Here is a 22,669-nt window from a genome sequence, read left to right on the forward strand (position 1 = left end):
ATTTTTTTATTAAGATTTACATTTTTGTCCAGTCCAAAACAGTTCTATTTCTTCAAGTGTCTTTCCAGCAGTTTCCGGCATCAGTTTCCATACGATTAGCATATAGGGAAGACACATGAATGCAAATAAGAAAAATGTTCCGCCAGGAGTAAGTGTTTCTAGCATCCAAGGAGTAAGCTGTCCTATTAAATAAGTTCCGATCCATAAGGATAATCCGGCTACAGACATTGCCAGTCCTCGTATTTTTGTTGGATACATTTCAGAAAGCAAAACGAATATAACAGCACTGATAGAACCTGCACAGAAAAATATGTATGCTAGGAAGAATAGTAATAAATATGTGTTAGATAAACCAACTTTCTCTCCTGCCAAGAAATAGATTCCAATGGCGATAAGAGATATAATCATACCTGAGACTCCATAATAAATGAGTTTTTTACGTCCTATTTTATCAATGATTAGCAAAGCCAAAACTCCTGTTACCATATTGACTGTGCCGATTAGAATTTGGTAGAATAGGGAATCTCCTCCTGATAATCCTGCATCTTCAAAGATAGAAGGTCCATAATAGAGTACGGCATTTACTCCCATAAATTGTCCAAGCATAGCTATACATACTCCGATGATAACTGCTTTTAATATGCCAGGTCGCCACAACATAGACCAGCTGGATTGATGTTCGTTTGCCAGAATAGCTTTGGTCTGTTCTATTTGTAATTGTGCTTCAGAAGTGGTAAGATAAATATTTTGAAGTACTTTCTGAGCTTGATTTTCTCTTTGTACGACAATAAGCCAACGTGGGCTTTCGGGAATAAAGAATATTGTTATCAGAAAGATAATAGCTGGTACTGATTCCATCCCGAGCATACTTCTCCATACTTCTGATATAAATATTTTATTAATCCATTCTATATTTGATTCGAATCCGCTTTGTGAGAAACTCAATAAATAAAAATTAGCAATGTATGCTCCTAAAAAGCCTACGGTTACAGCTACTTGATAAAGTGACACTAGCCTACCTCGATACTGTGCTGCTGCAACTTCGGATATGTATAGAGGGGAAACAATTGAAACTACTCCAATAGCAATACCTCCTAAAATACGGGCAGCTATTAAGTGATTGAAATCAGATGAAGCTGCACACCAGATACCTGATATAGAGAATAAAAGAGCAGCGATAATCATTACCCATTTTCGTCCTAAACGGTCGCTTAACATTCCTGCAAACATTACACCACATATAGAACCAATTAAAGCACATCCTACATACCAACCTTGTTGTAATGCATCGAGTTGGAATTGATCGGTAACCTGACTGATAGTTCCAGAAATGACAGCAGTATCATAACCGAAAAGTAATCCTCCTATGGCTGCAACAAAGGAAAGAAAAATCATATATCCCAGATTGAATTTAGTTGATTCCATTATAATTTCTCCTTATTATTTAATGTCAAAATATTCTTTATACCTGTCGTAAAGATGTCCTGCTTGCAGATAAGCAGACTGAGGACTCATGAAATGCGAAAATTCAAAAGTAATAGCTTTATCATATCCGGCTCTTTTAGCTGCTTCTAGCTTCATTCGTAGTTTATCGAACTTGATTGGAAGGAAGCGGATAGGCATATCACGATCAAATGATTCTGCATTTGTCCAGCATTTCATGCCGTATTTATCTGCTAGCTTTTTGTTGACACTGAAAAAAGCGTCAAGTTCATCGTAGTCGATGTGCCCATCTTGGAAAGCACAAGCATCTACTACATTGTGTATAGCATCGAATATTTCATTCCATTCACGTTCGTGTTCTTGTACGGATACAGCATCTTCTTTTGTTAGATTACCTGTTCCCATAACGGCTTTTTTACCGTCAATCCAAGGTGAAATAAACGTAGGAAGTCCTCCTGATACATCTTTACATTGTTTCCCCAATGCTTGAAAGGCACCAATAGCTCCTTTAGTTTTTCGACTGATTTCTCCGCTTATATACCATCCTCCAAAACTTTTATATTTGGTACCGTATTGTTCCCATACTTCATCGATAACATACTTATTATCTTCTATTTCCCATGTAAGGTCACCTGTATCCCAGTATTTTCCCGAATCATATAGCCCGAAGTAGAATTTCATTTTATATTTTTCAGCTAATTGCAAAAATAAATCTACTAGGTCCATTGATGGCATGTAACATCCTTTATTTAATAGATATTTTGATGGATAAGTAATAAATTTACGATAACCAGAACGGATAAGGATTACAGTATCGATTCCAATGTTTTTCATATATTGAAAATCACGATCCCATTCTTTTACTCCCCAATTCTGATGTGGTATGTCATGTGATATTTCATCCAAAAAAGTCCCAGTGATGCGTAAGCCATTGTTTTTGGGAATAATTAACGGATTGTTATCATTTTCTTTTTTCATATTGCTTTCATTGGCCAATGAGGCAATAGCGGGCATTTCATTTTCTGAGTGCAGGAAGGAGGGAGCTGCAAAAGCTGCGGCACCTGTCAGTAATGTCTTTTTTATAAAATCTCTACGGTTCGTCATATTGCTTAAATTTTAATTTTTTCTGTTTTATATTTTGATATAAATATTCTTTCTGTATAATGTGTATCCTATTATTCCGATAACAACAGCTATAGATAATGCCATGAGTAGCGATGAAAAACAATTATCTCCAAAGTAATGAGCTAATACATGCTGATAATACCATGTATGAAGTGTGTTTCCTCCAATTGAAATATGTATCAGAGCGATGAATAATAGTTCGCCTGCTGTATAGCAGAATAATGGATTGACGCCATATACAGTAAAAAGTTTGAATCCTTTTTGATATTTTCGGATATCAATTATCCAAATAAGTAAAGATAATAGTAGAATGCCGGCACCACAAGTCATAAATACATAAGTGGGCGACCAAATTTTCTTGTTTATCGGACAGCCATAGCTGAATAGATATCCGGCGAACAAGAGTACAGTACCTATCAGAAAAAGTTTCTCTAATTTACTGTGTATATTTTCTTTTTCAATGCAAATTTTGCCAATACAGTATCCGATGAGTGTATGTGATATGGATGGTATCGTGCTTAATATTCCTTCAGGGTCAATACCATGATCGTTGTAAAGATGTGAAGCTCCTAAAATATATTGGTCAATAACAGCGATTATATTTTGTGGTCCATAGACAAATCCATTGCCAGTCACTAATATAATTTGATATATGAGGAGTAATACAGTGATTAAAGCAGGAATATATTTTTCGTGAATATTTGTACATATGATAACTGTAAAAAAGTAACAAAGAGCTAGGCGCTGCAATACTCCTGGTATTCTTAATTCTTGAAAGCTGCACATACCCTTAGCACACCAGTTGATGAATAATCCGACGAGAAATAATAAGATGGTACGTTTAATTACTTTCTTTATTAATGGTAAACTAAATGAAAAATTAAATTTTTTGAGTGATATATAAGTTGAGATACCCATTATGAACATGAAAAAAGGAAACACCAAATCTGTCGGTGTTAGTCCGTTCCATACAGCATGCGTCAATGGCGTGTAGACATGTTTCCATGAGCCAGGATTGTTGACGATAATCATACCTGCAATTGTAATTCCTCTTAAAACATCCAAGGAGATAAGGCGCTGTGCTTTTTCCATAATGATAAGGTTTTATATCAGTTTGAAGATACAGATTATCAACATCTTTGATAATCTGTATCTTTATAAGGCACTTATTTATTGCTGAACTTCTTGCTGACGATTTGTATCCCACCAAACGTGTACAGTAGAGCCGTCTCCTTGATTTTGATTAAGGGAGGAGCTTGTTGCATTTTCACTGTTCTCACGTCGTTCATCGTCGGTATATCTTAATTTTCTGATGAATTCATGATTGGCAGGATTAATGTTAGCATCTTCACTATGCAGAACAGGTGAAAGTTTCGGATATCCTGTTCTACGGCATTCTGCCCATGCCTCTATGCCATTAGGATAAAGGGCTAGCCATTTTTGTGTTCCGATTTTTTCTAATTTCTGTTCTTTTGTATCGTTGTCGTTCCATGCAACTTTACCTGTTGTCATATAAGTTTCGTCGTTGGTTGATGGAGACAGTGAAGCGTCACTTAAGAATGAACGCTCATCTGCTAAAGAAGCTTTAATGCCTTCTTTGTAATTTTCTCCAGCATCTCCAGCGCCGTTCCAACCAAGTAGAGCTGCTTCAGCCTTTAACAAACAAACTTCACCGTAAGTCATGATTTTTAGAGGAAGAGTAACTGTTATATTTAATACATCTTCCGAAGGAGTTGTTTGAGAATTCCAGTCGGGATATGCTTGTAATCCAAGGCAAACAGAATGTCTTCTTACTCCGTTTTCCGGCAATCCGATTTCTGTTGCATTCATTCCGTTTGACATGCCGGCAAATTGTTCTCCAGTATAAGTATTGTCTCCATTTCTTAAAGCTGCAACGTAATCTTGTGTTTGTCCAAACCAGAGAGGCATACGTGGATCAGTGACTGTACTTTCATTTTTTAAAATATTTTCCATAGTTTTACTCATACAGAATCCGTTCCATAAGCTCATCATGTATAAAGGATGTCCCCATCCCCAATCTCCGGTAGCAGAGGCTGTCATATAGGCATTGTCATCATTGCTGGTCATTACTCCGCTTGCCAAGGCTGCTTCACCTTCTGATTTTGCACGTGCCGGATCGATATATGAAATTCTCAGTGCATAGCGTAATCTTAATGAATTACCAAAACGGATCCATTTTTGAATATTGCCTCCAAAGACTAGATCATTGTCTGAAGTACAGGTTGTTTGTCCTTCTCTGTTTTCTTTTAATATGTTTACAGCCTCTGTTAATTCTTTAAAAATATCTTGATAGATAGATTCCTGAGAGTCATATTTGTTTTTTGTCTCTCCTAATCCAGCTTCTGAGTACGGAATATCTCCAAATGTATCTGTCATGCCAGCTGTGTTATAGGCTTGTGTTATACGAATCATCTGGCATATATTTGTTTCTTCTGGATTATTCTCAGCTGTTTGCTTTGCTACTTTCATGTGTTTTAGAGTTTTGTAATATGGTTGCCAAAACCCTTCATTGGACCATGAATCGTTGTAACCGTATCGGTCGGATGCAAAGCCGGCGTCTGCATTTGCAAAATATTGACAATACATTTGTGCATATAAGTTGTCTGCTCTTTGGTAGGGTGTACAATCAAGGTGAGCACCTACTTCCTGTACATAAGGCAAGATATATTTTAAACTTGCTTCTGTAACAGCTCCGGGATTGGTATTCATGGATTCGAACTTATCAGTACAGCTGCTGAATAGTTCCATACCAACCAAAAATATACTGGATAAAATCAAAGATTGTTTCATAGCTCTAAATTTAGAATTTAACATTTAAAGAAAATCCAAAACTTCTAGTAGGAGGCATTGAACCATATTCGAATGCCTGAGCATAGTCAGCACTAGAAATAGCTGATTCTGGATCTACAGGTGCATCTTTGTAGAAATAGAAGAGGTCACGTCCTACTGCAGAAACCTTAACAGCTTGTAGCTTGAGTGGCTTAAGCCAGGAAGTTGGAAGATTCCATCCTATAGATAGTTCTCTCATTTTTACATAGGTTCCTTTATACATAAATTCTTCGGCTACACCACTTGAACTTCCTATTTTAGTATAAAATTCTTGTGCTGTAACAGGAATGGTATTTACTTCTCCTGTTGAAGCTAAAATGCCATCTACAACCATTTTGTCACGTCCTTCCAATGTTCGTGCAGATGTTCCTGCAGAACATGCGTTGGCATCAGTCATAGAGATAAAGTCGCCACCATAACGTATATCGATCAAAGCATTAAGAGACAGATTTTTCCACTGTAATCCGGTGCCTATTGAACCTGTCCATTTTGGTAACATATTACCAATAACCTTATCTGTCTCAGTAAGAGGTAGTCCATCATCACCAATCAAAATATTGCCATTGGCATCTCTCTGATAAGCGTTGGTTGCAACAATATCACCGTATTTTCCACCTTCGTTGATAACAACTGATGCGATACTGGTACTACCTAGTGTATAACGTTTGATTCCTCCACCTAGTTCTATACATTCGGTTCGGTTTGATCCCCAGTTTAATGTGATATCCCATTTCCAGTCTTTGGTCAGAATAGGTGTTCCTGTTACGGTCAATTCATAACCTTTACTGCGAATCTTACCTGCGTTGATCAACTTGCTGGTATATCCTGATGGAACCGGAGTATTGATGGCAAGAATCTGATCGGTAGTTGTACTTTGATAATAAGTAAAGTCAACACCTAATCGGTTTTTGAACATACGCCATTCTAAGCCAGCTTCGTATGAATTGGTACTTTCCGGTTTCAAGTCGCTCAGTGGAAGTTCATCCGGTAATTGCATTTCAAGAATGGTTCCTCCATTTACCAGACTACCATATTTACTGTATGCATAAGCCAATTTATAAGGATCAGTATCATTTCCGACTTTTGCCCATGATGCTCTAACCTTTAGGTAATCGGTCCATTCTGGCATTTTCAGCATTTCAGAGATAATACCACTCAGACTGACTGAAGGGTAGAAATACGATCTATTTTCTTTAGGTAAAGTGGAAGACCAGTCGTTACGTCCGGTCACATCCAAGTATAACATACTTTTCCAGCTCAGAGATGCATTACCGAATACAGATTGAATTTCTTTTTTATAGAAAGACTCAGATGCTTCTCGTTTGTCGCCGTTGCCCATCCAGATGAAGTCGGTAATCTGGAAAGTACCTGCATCGCCTGCAAGACCTTCATACGATTGGTTTTCGACAGAAGTACCGAGATTGGCTGTTACACCGAAATCTCCGAATGTCTTGTTGAAGTTCAATATTAAATCGGCAGTAAAGTCCTTATGAGAAGTTTCACTATGAACATATTGTGAAGCTGTCGATCCATCAGACTGATGAATAGCGTATTTCCGGTACTGGTCGTTGTACCAGTCTACACCTACTCGTCCCGTCAAGTTCAGGTAACTGGTCAGTTTTAACGATGCCTTGATTTGTCCTAAGAAACGGTTTCTGGTATTTTTATTTCCGTTATCGGGCAATATCATTCCATAAGGGTTGGTATAGTTTTCTGCCGGGCCTGTCCAGTTTTGTACCTGTCCGTTTGATTTAAACATATCAGTGCTAAGGTCAGATAGACGAATACCACGTGGCATGGTAATGAACTGCGACATTAACCCGTAACTACCTTGTGCCGGAGCGTTATTAGTCTTTTCTATCATGTAATTGGCTTTTGCTCCGATAGTCAGAAAATCGCTTTTGAATTCAGTGTTTAAGTCGAAGTATTGTCGATTGATAGAGTGGTTAGGAACAATACCATTGTTTCTGCTGTCTGTAAATGATAAACGTCCCGTAAGTTTGTCGCTTCCTGCTGATGCTGTTACAGTGTTTGAATATTGTACGCCGGTATCGTAGAATTCCTTGATGTAGTCATCTTGTGGAAGCAATGCATATTGACCATAATCTGTATTGCCATAGATGACATTTTTCCAGTTGTCAACCATCTGACCTTCCATTTTCGGACCCCAGCTACCTTTGGCTGAAGTACTGAATACCCCACTGGACCCTTGACCATAAATATTTTGATAGTCGTATGGATTGTATACTTTGCTGAATTGGATATTGCCGTTATATTCCAGCTGTAAAGGTTGCCCTTGTTTTCCTTTCTTCGTGGTAATTATGATGGCTCCGCTTTGTGCTCTTGAACCATAAAGTGCGGCAGCATTGGCTCCTTTTAAGATAGAAATACTTTCAATATCTTCCGGATTAATTTGTGAAGCTGCACTGGCAAGGTCTGTACCTCCATATTCATCGGCATCACCATTTGAATCATCATTAATAGGAATGCCGTCAATTACCCAAAGAGGTTGATTTTTGCCACTTAGTGAGTTTAGACCACGCATAATGATACGCGTTGATCCTCCCATTCCGGATCCTGATTGTGCAATTTGTACACCGGCTACTTTTCCTTGTAGCATATTGCTGAGACTGATAGATTTGTTTTCTGTCAGATTATCTGTCTTAACCTCCTGCATGGCATATCCTAACGCTTTTTTCTCTCGCTTGATACCCAGTGCTGTGACAACTACTTCATTGAGTTGTTCTGACTGAACACTTAGCTGGACATTCAATCTTTTATTATTCCCTATGGTAACTTCTTTATTCTTGTAGCCTATAAAGGAAACTTGTAGGATATTTTGATTGCTGGGAACTAGTATTTCGAAATTTCCGTTCATATCTGAAATTGTACCGATAGAAGTCCCTTTTATAAGAATATTTGCACCAGGAATACTATTACCTTGTTCGTCTGTTACAGTACCAGAAATCGTACGACCTTCTTGTTGTATAATAGATGATACCACGGTTGATCCTGATAGAACATCAGTGGCATATACTGCATTTTGGCAGGTTAAAGCAATGGTTACAAGTGATATCCTTGAAATCCATTTTTCGCGTTTGAAATTTTTTTTCATAAGAATGCGGTTTTAAAGATTAAGGTAAAGATAGGTTATGTATTATAGCTTTTCCAGTGTTTTCCAACATTGATAAAGCCCTCTAGGAACATGGAAGCATCCTTTCCATTTACCACCTTTTAGTGGAAGTAAAACTTCACCTCTTCGATTTAGATAACCAAACCATTCCGGATACTTTGGATCTTTAAAATGACTCCATGTATATTGATGAACCTTTTTGAAAACTTCTAGACATCGGTTGTCTTTTGTCAGTTGGTAACCTTTTATCATGGCGATTAATGTTTCAATATGAACCCACCATAATTTTTGATCCCATTCTAATTGTTGAGGTGGAAAACCTTTGCGATCCATGAAATAGAAAATACCACCAAATTCTTTATCCCAGCCGTAATCGAACATGTTCAATGCTGTATCTTTAGCTTTTTCTATCAGGTCAGGACGATTGAGACGTTCTCCTAAATCCATAATAAACCACATTGCTTCAATAGCATGCCCGGGAGTTATTTGTCTTCCTTCAAAACAGTCGGCCAAGGTTCCATCACTATTTACATTTTCTACAATGAGTCCTCCTAATTCAGGTCGGTAAAAGATATCCATTACTTCATGTATACACGTATCTATTGTACTTTGCAGATAATCTTTGTCGAGTAAATGTTCTATTTCTAAGGCTAAATTACAAAGAATCATAGGAAGAGCAAAGTTTTTTAGGTCTCGTGTACCGGGGTGGAGTTTATTCCATTTTCCTTTCGGGTTATCTGTTTTGGAAAGAATAATATCGAATGTCTTTTTGGCAATGTCAGCGTATTCTTCACAACCGGTAGCCAGACTTAACTGTCCAAAGGCCATTGTTGCGAATGTATATGAAAAAATATTATATGGCTCTACCAGAGGTTTTCCTTCTCTGTTCAATGAGAAATACCAGTTGTAATTACCGTCGTGTCCATATTTTTTTAAGAATTCGCCACCTTGTATGGCACAGTCCAGCCATTCTTGCTTTTTCTCCAATTTATTATATAACATAGAAAACATCCAGACTTCTCTACCTTGTAGCCAGATGAATTTGTCGGTATCGAAAACTTTTCCGAATTGATCCAAGCATGTGAAATAACCACCGCATTCTTTATCTTGGGAATGTTGAATCCAAAAAGGAAGTACATTATTAAGTAATTCTTCCTTATACTGTTCTTTTAATTGTTTTAAATCGTCCATAATACTTTATTTATCGATTTAATTGTATTAATAAATGTAGAGTACTCTTATAATGCAAATATATAAAATATTTTATTTATTATACTATTGGTGTATTATTTTATTTTTTATTTAATTTCTTTTGGCTATTTGTTACTATTTGGTGTTGTTTTTGTTTTACAATATTATTAATATTGTGTATTTTGTTTTAGATTATTATTAAATGCGTTGATAGTGTGAGATATTTGTAATATGTACGGTTTGTTGTGCTAGGGATATATGGTGTTTTTGGTTTGAGTCATGGTTGGTTTATAAGGTAGGATTATTCTATTGATATTTCATCTACAAAAATAAAGGCAGGTATGGCTGGAAGTCCACTCCATGAAGGCAGTTTCTTTTCTGATGTAGCCGATATTCTGACGTATCGTGCTGTTTGAGTTTGGAAAGTTAGTGTATGTTGCTTGACTTCTTTTCTATGCTCTGTTGGCATCGTATAGATTTGTGATGCTGTTTTTTTATAGTTTTTCCCGTCACTTGATAGCTCTATGCAAATATGTTGCGCGTCAAATATACCATCACCAGTCGCTATGCATGTGTTGAGTGAGACTGATGTAATAGGTGTTTCTTTTTCTAGATCTATTGTTGCAATCATGTCATTTCCATTACTGAATCCTAGCCATTTATCACTTCCGTAAGTTGTATTTCCGGAGATTCCGTCTACCAATGTTCCATACCCTTGTCCGTTATATTTTTCGTCGGCAGGGAATTTTAGTATTATAGGTTTGTTGGTTGCTTTGTTGAAATGAAATTGTTCTTTGTAGATTTCACTGTTTCCTTCTGGGCGGATTGCAATAGCTTGTAGAGTTGTTGTTTTGTTTATTTGTAGTTTTTTCTGATATACAGGTGATTGGTTTGTTGGAATAGTGCCGTCGAGTGTATAGTGTATGGGTGCGTTTCCTAATGTAGATAAAGTTACTTCTGTGTATCCTGTTTCAGGGTTAGATACATAGGTAGCATCTACGTTTAGTACATGTTTAGCGTAATTGTATTTTTCTAAATCATATAGTTTTAGCATATTTCTTAGTCTATTAAGAAATTCATTATAATTTTCTGTTTGGGGTTATTCCATTGAATTTCTGCTAGTGCTGCCCATCGGGGGAGTGTCATATATTGCACATGTGAAAAGTCGGGTATATATTCAGTCCATAAATTGGATTGTACTCCTATGATATGTTTTTGCTGATTTTGGGTTAGTTGGTTGGGGATTGGAGTGTAATTGTATACTTTTTCAATAGGAATATATCCTCCTATAGCTAAAGGTTCCTTGTCTGTATCTAATGCTTGATAGAAATCAAAATACATAACAGTATTAGGGGTCATAATGACATCGTGTCCTTGTTGAGCAGCTTTTACTCCACCGGCTTCTCCACGCCAGGACATAACTGTTGCTTGAGGATCAGCATTGCCTTCTAGAATTTCATCCCATCCAATTGTTTTTCTATTTTTTTTCTTAAGGTATTCTGATACGTGCTTCATTATAAAGCTTTGCAGATATTGTTCTTTTGTATATATTGAATCTGATTTTATGTTTTGTTTTTGAATAAATGCCTGGCATTTAGGACAATGCTGCCACTGGGTCTTAGGGCATTCGTCGCCTCCTATATGTATGTATGTGGAAGGAAACATTTCGATAATTTCATTAAAGACATCATCTAAAAACTGGAGTGTCTTGGGGTTTCCTGCACAGAGTACATTTTCTGAAATTCCCCACTTGGTCCATACTTTATAAGGACCTTCTGTACAGCCTAATTCTGGATATGATGCTAATGCTGCTTGCATGTGTCCTGGTAAATCTATTTCTGGTATGATTGTAATCTGTTTATGAGATGCATAGCTGACTATGTCTTTTATTTGTTCTTGGGTATAAAATCCTTGGTAAGGTTTTCCATCATATTTTTCAGGATAATCATTGAGATGTCCTATTAATGTTTCTTCTCTTTTTGAGCCGATTTGTGTTAAACGAGGGTATTTTTTTATCTCTATACGCCATCCTTGGTCGTCTGTAAGATGCCAGTGTAAGGTGTTCATGTTGTGCATGGCCATCATATCGATATATGTCTTGATTTCGTTAACGCTGAAAAAATGTCTACTTACGTCAAGATGTGCTCCTCTATATTGGAAGTAGGGAAAATCGTTAATGTGTACAGCTGGAAGTGCTATAACTTTATTTTCTTGTGCTATAGGCAATGCTTTCCATAAGCTTTGTATGCCATAAAAAATACCAGCCTCACTGTTGCCACTAATGGTAATTTGATGGGAGTTGATGTCTATCTGATATCCTTCCAAATTAGTACTTTGGGGTACAATTTGTAGAATAATAGAGTTATTTGCCTTAGTGCCGGAGTCTATTGTTATTTCTTTATGAGTTTTTTCTTCTATATATTGTGCCAATAGTTGTGCGTACTTTTTCAATTTTTTATTTCCTTTTGGGTATAGTATGTTTGTTTTTTTATTGATAATGAATGGATCTTCATTACTTTTTAATTGGATTTGTTGAGGCAATGGGATGATTTGGTAATCAGCTTGTATGCTTTCTTCTTGACAAGACAAAAGTGTAAGTAGGGCTGATAGTAGGCAAAGGGAAAGTTTTATGGTTCTTTTCATAATATAACAAATTAGATAGTTAATAAAATTAATTATTAATTATCGCAAATATATAATTAATTTTTTCTTAATGTAACGATGGGTATACAGTTTAATGTTTTTTATAAGCTTATTCAATTTTGTCTGTTTAAGGCAGAATTCCTTGAATATGAATTTATTTATAGGGTAATTTGATTTATTATATTTGAAAGAGATGCTTTCTAAAAAATATTATTATATTTGAAAGAGGAATTAATAAGGAAGGAAATATGACTCGAAAGTTATTGGAAGAAATCGAAAGGGGGTCGAAGAATGCACTGACCAAGAAACGGATTATTACTTATTATATGTATAACCGTTCATCTACTATACCAGATTTGTCGAAAGAACTTGATTTAAGTGTACCTACCGTTACAAAATTTATTATGGAGATGTGTGATGAAGGGTACATCATGAGTTACGGAAAGCAGGAAACCAGCGAAGGGCGTCCTCCTACTTTGTATGGATTGACTTCCGATTCTGGATATTTTATAGGAGTTGACATTAAGAAGTTCAGTTTAAACATTGGACTTATGAATTTTGTGGGAGATTTTGTAGACCTGAAGATGGGTATCCCTTACGAAACAGAAAATAGTCCGGAGGGATTGAATAAACTGTGTGGATACATCACAGATTTCATAAATCATGCAAATATTGATAAAGAGAAGATTTTGAATATAGGAGTCAATATTTCCGGTCGGGTCAATCCTGAGTTAGGATACAGTTTCAGTCTGTTTAATTTCGAGGAACGTCCGCTGGCAGAGATTATGACTGAAAAGATAGGCTATAAGGTTACAATTGATAATGATACCCGTGCCATGACGTATGGAGAAATGGTCAAAGGGTTGGTGAAAGGAGAAAAAAATATCATCTTTATAAATTTGAGTTGGGGACTTGGAGCCGGATTGGTAATAAATGGAGATATTTTTACCGGAAAGTCAGGCTTTTCGGGAGAGTTTGGACATTTTAATGTGTTCGATAATGAGATTCTTTGTCATTGTGGTAAGCGTGGATGTCTGGAAACGGAGGTTTCTGGAGCTGCTTTGCATCGGAAGCTGGTGCAATGTGTGCAAGATGGCAAACAGTCTATTCTTTCCAAACGCATCTTACATGGCGATACTTCTTTGACATTAGATGAAATCATATCTGCAACCAACAAAGAAGATTTGCTTTGTATCGAACTGGTTGAGGAAATCGGACAGAAATTGGGACGTTATCTGGCTGGATTGATTAATTTGCTTAATCCCGAACTTGTTATTATTGGTGGAGTTTTAGCTCAGACGGGAGATTATATTCTGCAACCGATAAAGAGTGCGGTCCGTAAGTATTCATTGAATTTGGTAAATAAGGATTCAGTTATAGCGTTGTCGAAGTTGCTCGATAAGGCTGGAGTCATAGGAGCTTGTATGTTATCGCGTAGAAGTATGTTTGAGTCATAAATGGTAGATTGTTTCTTCTTTTTGGCCCTTCACTTTCTTCATGGCATGTGAGAATGAAGACGTTTCCCATATAATTGTACTATCGGGTGAAGGGAAGAAAGATGCAGGACAAAAAACAATACCTTGTTTTCTGGAAAATATCAGCATATTTTGGAGAATTCTTCTTGATATTTTTGAAAAATTTGTACGAAAATTTAGAGCTTTTATTGGACGTTGTAAATCAATGATTTAAAAGTGTAAATGTAAAAGGAATCTTCCTTAAAATAGAACCGGGAAATAAAAATCTCCTGCTTTAGTCGTTGTTTATTTCAATTGCAAGACTAAAAGCAGGAGTTTTTTATGTTGTAACTAATGGATTATAAGTAATCCTATCTCAGTTTTTTATTTTGAAACAGCCTTTTTTTTAATAAACTATTGTTTTTCAGGTGTTGGATGTTTGATTATTTTGTATCCGATAGCTGCAACGATGATACTCATAATCGGGCTGAGAATATTGAAGAAGCAATAAGGCAGATAGGTCAGGGTAGGAACATTCAGGATGGTAGCCTGTGTCATACCACATGAATTCCAGGGAATCAATACGGAAGTTACCGTTACTGAGTCTTCGGTTGTACGGCTTAACAGTCTGCTTTCATATCCTTGTTTTCTGTATATATTACCAAACATGCTTCCTGTCAGAATGATACTTATATACTGGTCGGCAGTGGCTAAGTTCATGAATAAACCAGAACATACTGTTGATGAAACCAGACTGAAACGGTTTTTCATAAAACGTACAAAAACAGATGTGATACTTCCCAACATACCACTTGCGGTCATGGCCCCTCCGAAGCACATGGAGCATAGTATCAGCCAGATCGTGTTTGTCATGCCTGCCATTCCCCGTGTGGCAACGAGCTCTGTCAGAGCTGCATTACCGGTTTCAAGATTGGTACTTCCGTAACAGGTTATCATCACTCCTTTAAACAAGTTTTCTTCTCCGGCAATTTCATTCAACAGGTTAGGTTGGAAAATGATTGCTGCTATGCAGGCTAAAAATGTAGAAATCGTAAGAGTTATGATAGAAGGAACCTTTCGGGCTATCAGGATTCCGGTTACGACGGGGACGATAAGTAACCAGGGGGTAATGTTGAATTTGTTTTCCAGACTTATTGCTACTTCTGTCATATGCTCCATAGTATGGGCATTATGGGTGAATCCCATGATGGTAAACAGAATGAGTGTGATTACCAGTGAAGGGATGGTCGTGATGAGCATGTAGCGGATATGGCGGAACAAAGGAGTTTCCGTAATGGATGAGGCTAGAATCGTTGTTTCAGACAGTGGGGAGATTTTATCACCGAAGTAAGAGCCTGAAATGATTGCTCCAGCTATCCAGCCTTCGTGAAAACCTTGTGACTTGCCTATACCTAGCAATGCTATTCCGATGGTGGCGATTGTTGTCCACGAACTTCCTGTCATGACAGAGATAAGTACGCAGATGATGCAGGTAGATGTCAGAAAAAAGTCTGGATGAATAATTTGCATTCCATAATAGATAAGTGTGGGAACAATACCGCTTATCATCCAGCTTCCACTCAATGCTCCGATGATGAGCAGAATGATAATGGCTGTAGCAACCCCCGAAATATTGTTCGTTATGGCAAGTTCATAATCTTTCCATGGAATGCGGTAGAAAGCCATTCCTATAAATATACAGACAGCGGTGGTTACCAGCAAGGAAATCTGACTACCGCCGTTTAGTGCGTCGCTCCCGAATGTACTGATGGTAGCAACTAACATGCATATCAGTATAATTATCGGTAAAAAAGAAATCAGTGGTGAAGGGAATTTTTTTATTGAATTCATTATATCTTAATTGTTTAGCGGGCGCAAAGATACAACAAATCTGTTTAAATATGCATTTTGAGTGGATAAAATGCGTGAAAATTTTAGATAAAATGCATGAATATGTATGTTTCTCGTGAAATGAAGGCATAAAAAAGACACAGACCTGATGCCTGAACAAGTAAATTCTGATTGGGTGTTTGGCCGGAATTTACTTCTAAGCACAAAGTCTGTGTCTTTTATATTTAGAGTTTATATCCCCATTGGTCGAGAGCAAACGACCAGTTCTTTTCTACCAGTTCTACCGTTTCAGGTTTGTACTGATATTGGTTTTTCTTGTAACCTTTCTTTTTGTTCACGTATGCTTCGATAGCAGGACGAGCTTCGTCGAATCCAGGAATAGAAAGTTTCTGATAAATTTCCTGGGTCAGGTCGAAAGCATTCTTTTCATAGTCTTCGAATTTGACTTCTACCAGATTACCTTCCGGAATGAATTTCTTGTCAGCTTCGTATTTATGATACAGTTTGGCATAAACAGAGAGGATGTTTTCTTGTAACTGTTCGTTGCTGATATCCTGTAATTTCAGCGGCTGGATGGTATTGGTGAAGAAGCTTCTTGTTGATTCGAATACCGTATATGGATTACGCATCAGGTAAATGAACTTGGCATTCGGGAACATTTTTACCAACTCTTTTACTCGTCCGGTGTGCGGAGGGTTCTTGCTTAAGAACTGTGTTCCGTGGGTATTCCATAAGGAGATTTTAATCAGTTTGGTAAATGTTTCTTCGAATACTTTCAGCTCTTCATCACTGATGTCGTCAAACAACAGGTACTTGTCGGCATATTCTTGCATGTGCTTAGGCAAGAACCAGAAGTTGTAGTATGTGTACGGCATCATATTTGCCAGTGCAAATTCTTCTTCCTGAGGCAGATCGACAGCCAGCTCCATGTTGTCTGTCGGACGTTTGTCGGGCATCAGCCAGCTCATATTCTTTTTGAAGAACGGTTGTCCCCACATCATCAGGTGTGGAAATACAGTCTGGTATGTAGTGTTATAACCGAAGTGCTTGTCGCATGAAAAGACGTTATGCATGAAAGTTGTTCCGCTTCTCCAGTGTCCCAGGATAAATACCGGATCGTGTTCCAGCGGTTGGTTGGCAAGCAATTTTTCGTAACGCTTGTCTTGCAGCGGCTTTAAGGTAGAAAGCAGACGGCATACCGCCTTGGTGAGGCGGTATTTCCCTTTATATGTCTGATCTATCGTTCTACCTGCTGTTATCTGGTTGAATGTTTTCCAGTCTGCACCTACAAGGGTATTGATAGGCAGTTTACTGAATTCAAGTAATCCCATTTTATAAATTTAAGTTGATACTTTAAAAACTTATTTTTTTACTTCGATGGCAATGCCTTGTCTGGACAATTCTTTTACAGCTTTGTCTATAGCTTCATAGTGTTCGGGAGCAATGCCCAGTTTAGGCAGGTCGAGAACTGGCAATTCCATCGTATTGTGCATATCCTTGTCTTCTACACGGTTCAGAATCATACCAACGGCACTGGTATTGTTGGTAATCGGGTCGATGAGTATGAAAGAGCCGGTTGCCTTATTTTGGGTATAAGGGTCGAAGAACAGTTCTTTGGATGAGGTCAGTACAACGTGAGCAATCTGGTTCAACTGCATAGGGATGTCTTCTTTGGTCAGACGTCCGTTTTCTACGCTCAGATGTTCCATTGTATTGATATCCACCTTGTATTTAATGCTGTCTACACGGGTGCGGCTGGTGTTGGTGGTTTGCTTTAGGAAGAATGATTTCTCCATGTCCATTTTTTCTTCATCCATCCATACCAGCATGGCTTCGAAGTTACGTCCTATCATAGGAACATTATCCGGATGAACCAGCATTTCGCCACGTGATACGTCTATCTCGTCTTCCAGTGTCAGGGTTACCGACATTGGAGGATAAGCATAATCCAGTTCACCGTCGTAAGTAACAATGCTCTTTACTCGTGACTTCTTGCCTGAAGGCAATGCCATTACTTCATCTCCCTTACGTACAACTCCCGAAGCAACTTTGGCGCTGAATCCGCGGAAGTCAAGGTTTGGACGAAGTACATACTGTACCGGATAGCGGAAATCAGTCAGGTTGTGGTCGTTGCCGATGTGTACGGTTTCGAGGAATTCCAGCAGTGACGGACCGCTGTACCACGGAGTACGGTCGGATTTTTCAACCACGTTGTCACCGTCGAGTGCTGACAGCGGAATACAATTTACATCGGGTACTCCCAGCGGGTCGATAAATGCCTTATAGTCGGCAACAATCTTGTCGAAGACTTCTTTGGAGAAATCTACCAGGTCCATTTTGTTGACTGCCAGAACTACGTGTTTGATTCCCAGCAGGGATACCAGATATGTATGGCGGCGAGTTTGTGTAATGACTCCTGTGCGGGCGTCAACAAGAATGATGGCAAGATTAGCAGTCGAACCACCGGTAATCATGTTACGGGTATACTGTTCGTGTCCCGGAGTGTCGGCTATGATAAACTTACGGTTGTTGGTTGAAAAATAGCGGTATGCTACATCAATAGTAATACCTTGTTCACGTTCAGCTTTCAGTCCATCCAGCAGCAGAGCATAGTCGATGTGTTCTCCGGCATTTCCCATTCTCTTACTGTCACGTTCCAATGCGTCGAGCTGGTCTTCATACAGTTTCTTACTGTCAAAGAGAAGGCGTCCGATAAGTGTAGACTTTCCATCATCTACCGATCCGGCTGTAAGAAAACGGAGCAAGTCTTTCTGCTCGTCCTTTTTAAGAAATTCTTCGATAGACATAGTCCCTCTGGCTTCACCTTCCATTGGGTTTCCCGATTTGTTTTTATCTAGTTCTTCCATGATTTTCAGTTTTGTTAGAAGTATCCTTCACGTTTTTTCTGTTCCATACTAGCTTCCTGGTCGAAGTCGATGACGCGGGTTGTACGTTCACTCTTGGTAGTAGTCATCATTTCTTCTACGATTTTTTCTATCGTGTCGGCTTCACTTTCGATAGCACCGGTCAGAGGCCAGCATCCCAGCGTACGGAAGCGGATTTTTTTCATTTCTATTTTATCGCGGTATTTTTCCGGCAAACGGTCGTCGTCTGGCATGATCAGCTGTCCGTCGATGTTGACAACCGGTCGTTCTTTGGCAAAATACAATGGAACGATAGGAATATTTTCCAGACGGATATACTGCCAGATGTCCAGTTCGGTCCAGTTGCTCAACGGGAATACACGAATACTTTCTCCTTTGCGGATACGGGTATTGTATATGTCCCAAAGTTCCGGACGCTGGTTTTTGGGATCCCACTGGTGAAATTCGTTACGGAAGGAGAAGATACGTTCTTTGGCACGTGACTTTTCTTCATCGCGACGGGCACCTCCGAAAGCTGCGTCAAACTTATATTTGTCGAGTGCATGTAGCAGAGCTTGTGTCTTCATCAGATCGGTATGTACTTTACTTCCGTGAGTAAACGGACCCACACCTGCGCGGAAAGCTTCCATGTTGCTTTCTACAATTAGGTTCCAGCCGTATTTTTTTGCGTACTCATCGCGGAATTGGATCATTTCTTTGAATTTCCATTTCGAATCGATGTGCATCAATGGAAATGGGACTTTTCCTGGAGCAAAAGCCTTTTCGGCAAGTCGTACCATTACAGATGAATCTTTTCCGATGCTGTATAGCATAACCGGATTTTCAAATTCGGCAGCCACCTCACGGATTATATGGATAGACTCGGCTTCGAGTTCTTTCAGGTGGCTTAATTTATATTCTTCTTTCATATCTGAATTATGAATGTTTTTGTTCAAATTTTTGGATAAGTGAAAAACAGACTCGCACAAAAGTACTCATATTATTTCATAAACCAGTAGTTTCTTGTGCAAAAGTCGTAGTCCTGACATGTTTACCGGGTTACTCTCGGCAGGATTAATTCCAGCAGTTTATTGACTGATTCTTCTACGGAAAGTTTGGAAGTATCCAGTGAAAGAGCTGGGTGTTGCGGAGCTTCGAACGGTGCAGATATACCTGTAAAGTTCTTGATTTCCCCCTTGCGTGCCTTGGCATACAAACCTTTTACGTCGCGACGTTCGCATTCTTCGATAGGAGTGCTTACGTAAATTTCCATAAAATTTTCCTTACCTATAATATTTGCTGCCATTTCTCGAATGTCATTGTTCGGACTGATGAAGGCAGCAATGGTAATGATACCTGTATCGACAAACAGTTTGCCTATTTCGGCAATACGGCGGATGTTTTCTATACGGTCTTCGGCAGAAAATCCCAGATTATTATTGATTCCGCTGCGGATATTATCACCGTCCAGGATACGACAAAGTAATCCGCGCTTTTGAAGTTCACGCTCTAAAGCAATGGCGATAGTACTTTTTCCAGAGCCGCTCAGTCCGGTAAACCAAATCATTACGCTATGTTGTTTTAATAATTCTTCTTTATCAGAACGGCTTAGCATGCGGTCGAATATCGGGTAAATATGTTTAGTTTCTTCCATATCGTTTGTTAGTTAATTAAAAAGGCCATATTTGAGGTATGACGAATACAGAAATTAAGAATGTGATAATATTCAATGGTAATCCGATTCGTACAAAATCGGTAAACTTATAGTTTCCAATACCTTGTACGATAAGATTTGTCTGGTAACCGATTGGAGTAGAGAAGCTCGCTGAAGCTGCCATACATATTACAACGAAGAAAGGCATCGGATTTACTCCCAGCTGCTGTGACAGAGAAAGAGCCAACGGGAAAGATAAAGCTGCCGCAGCATTGTTGGTTATCAGTTCTGTAAAGATATTGGTAATAATGAACAGTACGGCCAACAGAATATATGGACCATGGCTTCGGCTGAGATCGATAATGTAACCTGCAAGTAAGTCTGCTACTCCTGAGTTTTCCATTGCCTTGCTGATTGCAAAGGCACATGCGATGGTTATCAGGATATCCCATGAAATATATTTAGTGTATTTGCGAGGTGGGAATATCTTGGTCCATGCCATAATGACCGTTGTGATGGATACAAAGAAAAACATATCCAGCTTAATGCCTTCTGGCAGGAGTTTCTGTATAGCAGGTAATTCACCAATAGTTGCTCCTATGATCATAAAAAGCAATAGGAACAAGGCAAACCAGCGTTTCTTTTTCCCTGCCGGTTCATAATCTTTACCATTGGCAAGCATGATAAATACAGAAGATTCTCCCCAGGTCTTCACGAAACTGTCGTCGGCAAGTAATATCAGTGTGTCACCCTCACGGAAACGGATTTCGCTCAGGTCCTTATAGGTATTACCTCCTCGGCGGAGTTCTTTTACTTCTGCACCATAATGGCGTTTAAAGTCGAAATCGTTAACCCGCTTGTTAATACCGGGGAAACGTGCACCGATGACGGCTTCTACAGGATGGAGGGAGGGATTGTTTTCTTCTTCTTCATCTGACAGAGTTTCAGGACGGTCGGCCGGCAGAAGTTTACTAGAGAAAAGGAACAGGTAAATAATGCCTGCAATGGCTATGAAAATACCGACTTTCCCTAGCTCGAACATGCTGAATCCTTTCATTCCGGCTTCTTGTATCATACTGTGTACTACCAGGTTGGTTGAAGTACCTATCAGTGTACAGATACCTCCCAGGATAGTTACATACGACAGAGGTATCAGAAAATAGGTTGCGGGTAGTTTTACATAATTTGCCCATCTCTTGATAATAGGAGCAAAGATAACTACAACCGGAGTATTATTCAGAAAAGCTGAAATAAAAGCAATCGTGGGCAGCATGCGTGCCTGTGCCTTAAAAACAGTAGTCTGTGATTGAGGCAATAGCTTTTTTATAACTTGTGTCAGTGCACCACTTTGGCGGATACCTTCGCTTACCAGGAACAGCATGGCAACGGTGATCATACCTTTGTTGCTGAACCCTTCCAGCATTTCTTTAGGACTGAGGATTCCGGTACAAAGGAATATGACAACGACCGAGAATAGAATCATTCCCGGACGCATCTTATCCATTATCAGCGCAGTCAGCATGGCAACAAGCGCGACAAGTACAATAATAACTTCTAATGTCATAAATAGGTTATTCGGCAATGAACCATGGATTTAACAAGTCTTCTTTATTGTATACCAAAGGATGTTGGGTGCCGGTCTGATAGACTTCTTTTCCCATGGCACGAATTATGGCGTGACCGGCAGCGGTATCCCATTCCATAGTAGGAGCAAAACGGGGATATACGTCTGCTTTTCCTTCAGCTATCAGACAGAGCTTCAGTGAACTACCTTTCGATACGGTTTCCACTTCTTGATGTTTTTGCTTCATCTCTTCGATATAAGCCTCTGTTTCCGGCGTAAGGTGAGAGCGGGATGCAACTATTATGAAACTGCTTCGCTGCGCTTCTTCCTGATAGGGCAGACGATGTGCCTTGCTGATAAGGCTGTCGACTGTTTCCTCTGAATCCAATTGAGTGATATGCTCTATTTTGTAAGCTCCGTACTGGCTGTCGGCAAAGTATAATTCCTCTTTTACAGGAATATAGATAACTCCTGCTTCCGGCTTTCCATTTTTTACATAAGCAATGTTGACGGTAAATTCTCCGTTACGTTTAATAAACTCTTTAGTTCCGTCCAACGGATCAACAATCCAAAGTTCATTCCAGCTTTGCCGTTCTTCAACCGGAATTTTTTTCCCTTCTTCGCTGAGAACAGGATAAGGAGTTGAAGCTAATCGTGCTGCAATGACCATATGCGACTTGCGGTCGGCGATAGTCAGTGGTGAGTTATCTGCTTTTTTCTCTATCTCAAAATCCGCGTTAGGATCGGTGTATACACTCATTATTTCTGATCCGGCTTCCAGTGATGCGCGGATGGCTGTAAGTAATAAATTCTTGTCCATATTATCTAAATCGTTGTAAAATAACAACATTTTATCCTATTGTTAGTAGTTTAATCTTCGCTTTTTTTGGCCTTCGT

At 38.8% G+C, this 22,669-nt stretch carries 14 protein-coding genes and 1 pseudogene; 1 reads left to right on the forward strand and 14 read right to left on the reverse strand.

The features are described from left to right. Positions 1 to 9: 9 nt before the first annotated feature. From ACDG22_RS06365 to ACDG22_RS06395, 7 genes and pseudogenes are all read right to left on the reverse strand, one after another. The gene (locus ACDG22_RS06365) at positions 10 to 1,425 is read right to left on the reverse strand and encodes a sugar porter family MFS transporter (RefSeq protein ID WP_007571854.1); all 1,416 of its coding nucleotides are present in this window, start codon (positions 1,423 to 1,425) and stop codon (positions 10 to 12) included. A 15-nt stretch (positions 1,426 to 1,440) separates the two neighbouring features. Continuing rightward, positions 1,441 to 2,547, reverse strand: coding sequence for a DUF4434 domain-containing protein (locus ACDG22_RS06370; RefSeq protein ID WP_007571857.1), 1,107 nt, complete (start codon positions 2,545 to 2,547; stop codon positions 1,441 to 1,443). A gap of 27 nt (positions 2,548 to 2,574) precedes the next feature. Continuing rightward, complete coding sequence (locus ACDG22_RS06375; RefSeq protein WP_270211966.1) at positions 2,575 to 3,660, reverse strand: acyltransferase family protein; 1,086 nt, start codon at positions 3,658 to 3,660, stop codon at positions 2,575 to 2,577. 78 nt (positions 3,661 to 3,738) lie between these two features. Next, the gene (locus tag ACDG22_RS06380) at positions 3,739 to 5,403 is read right to left on the reverse strand and encodes a SusD/RagB family nutrient-binding outer membrane lipoprotein (protein WP_270230619.1); all 1,665 of its coding nucleotides are present in this window, start codon (positions 5,401 to 5,403) and stop codon (positions 3,739 to 3,741) included. Beyond that, complete coding sequence (locus ACDG22_RS06385; RefSeq protein WP_007571865.1) at positions 5,390 to 8,533, reverse strand: SusC/RagA family TonB-linked outer membrane protein; 3,144 nt, start codon at positions 8,531 to 8,533, stop codon at positions 5,390 to 5,392. Before ACDG22_RS06385 ends, ACDG22_RS06380 begins: the two co-directional genes overlap by 14 nt. Positions 8,534 to 8,575: 42 nt before the next feature. Continuing rightward, complete coding sequence (locus tag ACDG22_RS06390; protein WP_007571866.1) at positions 8,576 to 9,742, reverse strand: n-acyl-d-glucosamine 2-epimerase; 1,167 nt, start codon at positions 9,740 to 9,742, stop codon at positions 8,576 to 8,578. 301 nt (positions 9,743 to 10,043) lie between these two features. Beyond that, positions 10,044 to 12,385 (reverse strand): annotated as a pseudogene (locus tag ACDG22_RS06395) (glycoside hydrolase family 20 protein). Positions 12,386 to 12,633: 248 nt separating this feature from the next. Here ACDG22_RS06395 and ACDG22_RS06400 point away from each other — a divergent pair. Next, positions 12,634 to 13,842, forward strand: coding sequence for an ROK family transcriptional regulator (locus ACDG22_RS06400; RefSeq protein ID WP_007571868.1), 1,209 nt, complete (start codon positions 12,634 to 12,636; stop codon positions 13,840 to 13,842). Positions 13,843 to 14,253: 411 nt separating this feature from the next. Here ACDG22_RS06400 and ACDG22_RS06405 read toward each other — a convergent pair whose 3' ends face one another. The 7 genes from ACDG22_RS06405 to cysQ all read right to left on the reverse strand — a co-directional run bounded on the left by ACDG22_RS06405 (position 14,254) and on the right by cysQ (position 22,592). Then, on the reverse strand, positions 14,254 to 15,681 hold the full coding sequence (locus tag ACDG22_RS06405; RefSeq protein WP_177593374.1) for a Na+/H+ antiporter NhaC family protein: 1,428 nt from the start codon (positions 15,679 to 15,681) through the stop codon (positions 14,254 to 14,256). A 233-nt stretch (positions 15,682 to 15,914) separates the two neighbouring features. Further along, on the reverse strand, positions 15,915 to 17,021 hold the full coding sequence (locus tag ACDG22_RS06410; RefSeq protein WP_007571873.1) for a sulfotransferase family protein: 1,107 nt from the start codon (positions 17,019 to 17,021) through the stop codon (positions 15,915 to 15,917). Positions 17,022 to 17,051: 30 nt separating this feature from the next. Beyond that, on the reverse strand, positions 17,052 to 18,557 hold the full coding sequence (gene cysN / locus ACDG22_RS06415; protein WP_022124875.1) for a sulfate adenylyltransferase subunit CysN: 1,506 nt from the start codon (positions 18,555 to 18,557) through the stop codon (positions 17,052 to 17,054). A 14-nt stretch (positions 18,558 to 18,571) separates the two neighbouring features. Next, positions 18,572 to 19,483, reverse strand: a complete 912-nt coding sequence (cysD, locus tag ACDG22_RS06420) for a sulfate adenylyltransferase subunit CysD (RefSeq protein ID WP_007571877.1) — start codon at positions 19,481 to 19,483, stop codon at positions 18,572 to 18,574. Between the two features lie 122 nt (positions 19,484 to 19,605). Further along, a complete protein-coding gene (gene cysC, locus ACDG22_RS06425; RefSeq protein ID WP_204459794.1) occupies positions 19,606 to 20,208 on the reverse strand; it encodes an adenylyl-sulfate kinase in 603 nt (200 codons plus the stop codon). 16 nt (positions 20,209 to 20,224) lie between these two features. Then, the gene (locus ACDG22_RS06430; protein ID WP_022124876.1) at positions 20,225 to 21,772 is read right to left on the reverse strand and encodes an SLC13 family permease; all 1,548 of its coding nucleotides are present in this window, start codon (positions 21,770 to 21,772) and stop codon (positions 20,225 to 20,227) included. Positions 21,773 to 21,779: 7 nt separating this feature from the next. Further along, positions 21,780 to 22,592, reverse strand: coding sequence for a 3'(2'),5'-bisphosphate nucleotidase CysQ (cysQ, locus tag ACDG22_RS06435; RefSeq protein WP_040312266.1), 813 nt, complete (start codon positions 22,590 to 22,592; stop codon positions 21,780 to 21,782). Positions 22,593 to 22,669 lie beyond the last annotated feature (77 nt).

It is taken from the genome of Phocaeicola coprocola (genome assembly GCF_041333015.1).
Taxonomy (GTDB): domain Bacteria; phylum Bacteroidota; class Bacteroidia; order Bacteroidales; family Bacteroidaceae; genus Phocaeicola; species Phocaeicola coprocola.